4 protein-coding genes are annotated in these 7,426 nt (G+C 34.8%); all 4 read left to right on the forward strand.

The genetic code is table 11. The features are described from left to right. Window positions 1-188 precede the first annotated feature (188 nt). A complete protein-coding gene (locus JR050_RS04750) occupies window positions 189-3,086 on the forward strand; it encodes a Z1 domain-containing protein (RefSeq protein WP_204202377.1) in 2,898 nt (965 codons plus the stop codon). Continuing rightward, window positions 3,086-5,098, forward strand: coding sequence for a hypothetical protein (locus tag JR050_RS04755; RefSeq protein ID WP_204202378.1), 2,013 nt, complete (start codon window positions 3,086-3,088; stop codon window positions 5,096-5,098). The genes JR050_RS04750 and JR050_RS04755 overlap by 1 nt, the downstream gene beginning before the upstream one ends. Next, complete coding sequence (locus JR050_RS04760) at window positions 5,091-5,624, forward strand: hypothetical protein (RefSeq protein ID WP_204202379.1); 534 nt, start codon at window positions 5,091-5,093, stop codon at window positions 5,622-5,624. Before JR050_RS04755 ends, JR050_RS04760 begins: the two co-directional genes overlap by 8 nt. Window positions 5,625-5,710: 86 nt before the next feature. Then, window positions 5,711-6,997, forward strand: coding sequence for an IS110 family RNA-guided transposase (locus tag JR050_RS04765; protein WP_204201725.1), 1,287 nt, complete (start codon window positions 5,711-5,713; stop codon window positions 6,995-6,997). Window positions 6,998-7,426 lie beyond the last annotated feature (429 nt).

Genomic DNA, 7,426 nt, shown 5'->3' on the forward strand with positions numbered 1-7,426 from the left:
AAAATAAAAAAAGTAATGTGCTTGAATAAATCAAATAAAGGGGGTTTTTTACTAGTATCACTTTAGAAAAAATAGGAGAATATTCTTAGAATATAGGTGATAAGTAGCTTAATTCTCTTTTATTACTATTTTAATATGATAAAATTAGAATAGTTAAATTTTTATTATTTGGAATGAGGTGGGGTTATATGCTTATAAACATGATGAACCAAATTGATTTTTTATCACCTAAGTTTGATGATCATCGAATGGCAATCGAAAAGTTGCGTACTAGAGGCCGTGACTGGGATTTTATAAAATATTACGGTAAACAGGATGAAGAAGGATTACAAAATAAACTTGAGCAATTACAAGAAGATGATATGATTCCCGAAGATTTGAATTCAACTCTTTGGTTAGCAATTGTAGATTTTTTACGTGAAACAGCAGAGCGTGAACAAATGATAGAGGAGAAAATCGCAAATAATCGTATTTTAAGTCGTCGTCAAGATAATGATTTGACGATCCCAAGTAGTACGAGCAGTAGCTGGCAATTATATAAGAATAGATTAATTAGACAAGGCTGGACAACTGAATCTGTAAAGGATATTGAAAATACAACAATTAGTATTTTGAGAAAGCTTCGTGTAGAGACTGAAAATCCCATAAAGGGTTTAACTATAGGTCATGTGCAATCAGGTAAAACTGCAAGTATGGCTGCATTAATGGCTATGGCTGCGGATTGGGAGTTTAATTTATTCATAGTTTTGTCTGGGACAATTGAAAATTTGCGAAAGCAAACAGAAGAACGACTAATGAATGATTTAAAAACATCGGGTAATCTATCTTGGGAACGTTTAAGTAAGCTGTCATTAAAGCCTGGTTCTTCTCATAAAGTTAGCAACCTTGTATTAAATAAAGGTTCTCGTGAACGTTATTTAAATGTTTGTTTGAAAAATAAAACACGATTAAATGATTTAATTCTATGGTTAAAAGAAGATGGGAAAAAACTGTCGCAAATGCGTATCTTAATAATTGATGATGAATCAGACCAAGGTGGAATAAACACAAATGATGTCAATGATTCCTTAGCAGAACGCACAGCATTGAATAAAGCTATTGTAGAATTAGTGCAAATACAAGCAAATGATGGTGCGAAACCATTAGGTTTGAATTATATAAGTTACACTGCTACACCTTATGCGAACTTCCTAAATGAAGCTACTGAAGAATCTCTTTATCCTCGTGATTTTGTTGCAGTATTAAATCCTGCTAAAGAATATTTTGGTGCAAAACAAATTTTCGGCTTAGAAAATGATGAATATTTCCGTGGAATACCAATAGTACGTGAAATAACTACAAGTGATCGAGATTTAGTAAATAGTATTCATATTGGTGAGGAATCCTATTTGCCCCAATCATTTGAAGATTCACTTCACTGGTTTTTATTAGCGACCTCGATAATGCGCTATAGAAAATATAAGAAACCTATTAGTATGCTTGTTCATACAAGCCAAAAACAATTACATCATCAAATTTTTGCTGATTTAATTAATGGATATTTTCGAAGTAAACCTAAATCAGAAATAATTGAGGCATGCAGAATTCTTTATGATAAAGAGAAGAAAAAGTTTACAAAAGAAGACTTCGATATGGAATTTGAGGTGTATCCAAATAAAGAGGATGTAAAAGAATATCCACCATTTGAAAAAATTGAAGAAGAGCTTAAACGGTTAATCCACCGACAACCTACTCACATTAATGTATTAGAAGAGTCAAGACGTTTGGACTACCATGAAGGTCTACATTTATGTATTGATAACTGTGCAAATAATGGTATCAATGATGAATTAGAGCATGTCCGTTTAGCTTATCCTGACCCTAGTTTACCAAATTACCCAGCTCCTGCTCCAGCATTTATAGTAATTGGAGGAAGTACATTATCTCGTGGATTAACAATTGAAGGATTAGTGAGCACATATTTCCTACGTACGACATCACAAGCGGATACACTACTACAAATGGGGCGTTTCTTTGGTTATCGTAAAGGATATGAAATGTTACCTCGCATTTGGTTAACAACTGATACAGAGTCAAAATTTAGGTTTATGGCCACCCTTGAAGAAGAATTACGTGAAGATATTGAAACATATATTCTAGAAGGAATGGATGCTAACGAATATGGACCAAAAATTAAAAATTCACCAAAATTATCATGGCTACGTGTTACTGCAAAAAATCGCATGCAAAATGCTGAAGCAATCGATTTAGATTTCTCTGGGACGTCTAGTCAAACGATTCTTTTTGAAGATGACGCAACTATTCAAAGGCAAAATATCGAAGTAACCGAAAACTTTTTAACTCAATTAGGAACGCCTAAAATAACTCGAAATAATCGTGGTCTATATTGGGAAGATGTTCCATTCTCAGAAATTATGGAAAACTTTTTTGGTAGATTCAAATTTAGTGAACACAGCGAATTCTCAAATATAGATGCTTTCTTTACATGGTACCAAAAGAAAGAATTGGAAGCTGGTTTTACGAATTGGAATGTAGTGTTATCTGGAAGTGGTGAACTGGATAATAATGAGCGTAATCAATGGATAGTTGGTGAACACGGTGTAGGGCTTATTACACGTAGTCGTCGTGGTTCAGAAACTGGTGATAAAATTAATATAGGTGTACTACGAGCTCCAACAGATTTATATGCAGATATGACTAAAGAGATGTACGATTTACTCCCAAAGGATTTAAAGGCTACGCAATCTAGCAAAGAAGATCGTACAAGAAACGAGGATCAACAGGAAGAAATTGAACAAAAACAACCAAAGAAAAGTATTGTCAATGAAATTCGTAAAGCTGCTGGTCTTGGTTTAACACCTCAACTACTGTTATATCGGATTGACAAGGACTCAAAATATAAAAAAGAGCATAAGCCAAATACAAAAGAAGCTAATAAACGTTATAGTCTAAATGCTTCCGAAGATTTAATTGGTGTTAGTTTATTTGTTCCAGGTTATCGTTCCGGTAGAAATTTAGCGACTAAATTGACGATTCGAATTGAAAATCCTATGGGTGAATCTGAAACGGAAGAAGGAAAGGGATAATGCATATCGAGATTGCAGAGTTTGGGAAGATGTCCCAATCTGGTAATTCATTATTAAAACTAATTCAAAATAACGATTTACCCATTTTAGACTTACTTGTACGAGAAGCTATTCAAAACAGTTTGGATGCGGGGATTAGTGTTGAAGGGCACAATTCTGTTTATGTTGACATTGGCATCAAGGATATTAATGTCTCAAATTTCGCTAAGCATTTGGATGGAATTACAGAAAGATTAATAGAAAAGTTTGGGGATACGCCACAGAAGGCATTATATATTGAAGACGCGAACACTACTGGATTGACGGGCTCTCTAGATTTTAGAAATTCACCAAACGGCAATATTTTTAAACTGATTTATGGGATAAGTATGGCCCAGGAAACCCCAGGTGCTGGTGGTTCCTGGGGATTAGGTAAAACTGTTTATTTTCGTGTAGGAATTGGTTTGGTAGTTTACTATTCTCATATTTTAAATGATAACGGTCAGTATGAGCATCGTTTAGCGGTAACTTTAGTAGAAAATGAGAAGTTGAAAGAAACGATTATCCCAAAATCTAATGGAAAAGTACCGAGTGGGATTGCTTGGTGGGGACAACGTGTAGAGCCAAGTAGTGATGAAACAATTCCAATAACAGATCAAGATATGATCCGTGAAATATTAAAATCATTATCTATTGAGCCATATGAGGTTGGTCGTCTAGGGACAAAAATCATTATTCCATTCATCAATGAAAATCAGTTGCTTATTAAGCACGAAATAAATCCAACTGAAACTAAACCGTGGGAATATAATGTAGCTGATTACATTCGTGTTGCAATGCAACGGTGGTACGCACCGCGCTTAGCAAATGAAAAATATAGATATGGTAAATATCTAGACGGTCATGTCAATGGCGAAAGGCTGGAGAAGGATGATTTCCTACCATTATTTATTGAACTACAACTAATGTATAACACAGCTGTGTTTGGTGGTAAATCAAATCGTTATTTTGTAAATGATATTCAAATTCGTAATTATTTTGAACACAATAAAGCAAATAACGCGGGGCGAGTAGCATATAAAAAATTCACCAAAAAGGAATTAGATATGTTGGCACCACTAAATGTGCCTAGTCCATTTACATGTGTTAATCAAAAAAATCCAAAAGGTGAGCAAAATGCACCGTTGATAGCATATGTAAGAAAGCCAGGTATGATTGTAAATTATGCAACTGATGGTGAATGGTGCAAAGGACTTGTCACAACTGAAGATCATGAATATCTTGTGGCTATATTTGTTCCAAATTCTGATACAAAATTACTTAATCCTGACGATGATGTTTTTGATTTAGAAGCATATTTGCGTAAAAGTGAAATGGCTGATCATACTTCTTGGACAGATATTATTATAAAGAGTAAGCCGCTAGACATAGTTGATAAAATTCGTTCGCAGGTCCGTAGGAAAATTAAAGCTTCTTTTGAACATAAAGAAGAAATAAAAGAAAAGCAAAGTATGAACAAATTAGCACGTAACGTCGGTAAAATGCTACTACCACCAACTGGATTTGGTCGCCGTGCTTCTAGCCGTAATAGAGCTGGAGGTACGAGGCCGAATACACCAACTATTAAAGGTAATCGGGTTAACAGTTTTTCGATTGTATCTCAAAAATACTTAGATTCTGGTGTTTTAGAAGTTCATTTTCAATTGAAATTAGCTAAAAATGTTAGATTATTTACAATAGAACTATTTATTGCCTCTGAAGGTGGGAAAATCTCTGCAACAGATTGGGAATCAGAAGATAGTGTAGGAACACCATTCCCTGCACAAGTTAAGCACATTTCCATACCGAATAAGGATGAAATATTTGGTAATTTACAGGCTGTACAAAGTGGAAGAAAAGTGTCTCATGCATTCCGTATAGAAAAAATAGACAAGGCTGTTGAATGTTTAGGTATTTTAGAATTAACTTGCTTAGATCCTCATGTACAAGTCGAAATTTTAATGAAGCAAGAGGGAAGTGAAGTTAATGGCTAATAAGTTAAGCATGAATCGACTTTATGATGAGAGTATGGAAGAGTTGTTAAATGTAAAACTAGATTTTCAGTTCTATTATAAAGATGTTTATGATTTAAAGCATAGCCTGACTCAAAAGGAGGATTATGACTTTAAGACTCTATTGAGTAATGACGATGATAGCTGGGATTATGTAGAAAATGGATTTGGTATCTCTGGAAATGTTTTGATAGGGAATCCCTCTAGTTTGTTTGGTGCTTCACAATTAGTTAATAATGATGCAGTATTAGGAATTGCATTGCAATGGTTGTCAAAGCAATCATCTCAGAGAGGTGTAATCCCTCTAGCATCAATTAATAGTACAACGCCAAACGATGTATTTATCCCTATTGACCATTATTTCCAAAAGGATAAACTTTTTGGTGAAGTTCATATCTCATTAGTTATTTATTTGAAGAAAGCCAGCAGTAACAGTTTGATAGGACAAGCAATATTACCTGGTACAATTTTAGGAAGCATTCCTGTAATGATTAAAAATGGCATTTGAACATAAAAATAACCTCTTGGTATGATATAAGTGTCCTAAGCTTGCCGGCAAAAAGGACAAATCATATATTCCAGGAGGCTTTCAAAATGAATTATAACCAAAATAATAAGATTGCTCAAATTACTTCTCAAACACTAATTATAGGTGTTGATATTGCGAAATTCAAGCACGTAGCTCGTGCGCAGGACTATAGAGGTTTGGAGTTTGGTAAACCTCTATACTTTGGAAATGCGAGAGATAGTTTTGATAGATTTGTTGAATGGATTAAAGAGATACAGGATCAACAAAACATGAATAAAGTAATCATTGGTGTTGAACCTACTGGACACTACTGGCTAAATTTAGCCCATTATCTAAAGGGTACTGACTTCAAGTTAGTAGTTGTCAATCCAGCTCATGTTAAGAAGACAAAGGAATTAGATGATAATTCCCCAACTAAGAATGATGTGAAAGATGCAAAGGTCATTGCCCAATTAGTGAAAGACGGAAGATACGCTGAACCTAATATTCCAGAAGGAATATATGCCGATCTTAGAATCGCTAGAAAAATACGCGATCAATTATCCGTCGACCTACAAGCGGTACAAGGGCAAATTCACAATTGGATTGACCGATATTTCCCTGAATTCCTAACAGTCTTTAAAGATTGGGAGGGGCTTTCTGCTCTACAAATATTAAAGCTAAATCTACTACCACATGAGTTAGCTGAACTCCCTGATCAAGAGTTATTAGCTCATATTAGGAAAGCTGCAAAACGTGCAGTGGGTATAAGTAGAATAAAAGAATTAAAGAAGGTGGCCGGCGTTTCAATCGGAATCCGTGAGGGTTCAGATTTGGCCAAATTAGAGTTAAGCACGTTGTTAGATAAGTATGAACTCATTACTAAAAAGTTTGAACAACTAGAGGTTAAAAGGGACGAGCTATTAGAACAAATACCAGGAGTGCACCAAATGCTAGCGATTACTGGGATAGGAAAAGATACGATAGCTGGGTTCTTTGCAGAGATTGGAGATTTACGTTATTACTCACATCCAAGGCAAATCATTAAACTTGCAGGATTAAGCTTGATGGAACACACATCAGGAAAACATAAGGGACAAACCAGAATAACCAAAAGAGGCAGGAGAAACCTAAGAGCCCTTTTGTTTAGAGTCATTATGCCCCTTGTAGCTAAGAATTCTGCTTTTAAAGCCTTACATGAATACTATACAAAGCGACCTGATAATCCATTAAAAAAGATGCAGTCACTGATCGCTTTATGTAATAAATTGATACGAGTGTTATTTGCAATAGGTAAGAAACAATTTGTGTTTAGTGAAGAAAGAATGTTGAAGGATATTCCTCATATGGCTGAATTGCCAAAAGTAGCTTAGAATTCTCGATATAACGTATAAATCATGCTTTTATAGTAGTTAATCTCAATAATTAATAGACATTTGAAGCACGGATTAGTCAGTAAAACAACTAAAATACGGACATAGATCCTGTCGGGAAGCATAACTGACATCTACCTCATGGAAAGGTTGGACGAAGGAATTTTGGAGCATAGACTCTGTGAGATATGGGAGGGTTGACCTCCATGAGAAATGTAGACATCCACCAGTGCGACCATACTTTAACTGGATTTCCACCTTTTGGATTAAGGTGGCTTGGGTACCTACAGTCTTTTTTGCTTCTCAACTCCAAAATTTAACTAAAATACAACTTTATCCCATGTTATTAAAGTCTATTAAATATGGATGACTATGAAATCGTGAGAAAAAACGAGAAATCGAGAGATTTACCTTTCTATATAGAGGGAG

It is taken from the genome of Bacillus suaedaesalsae (genome assembly GCF_016890225.1).
Classification (GTDB): Bacteria; Bacillota; Bacilli; order Bacillales; family SA4; genus Bacillus_BS; species Bacillus_BS suaedaesalsae.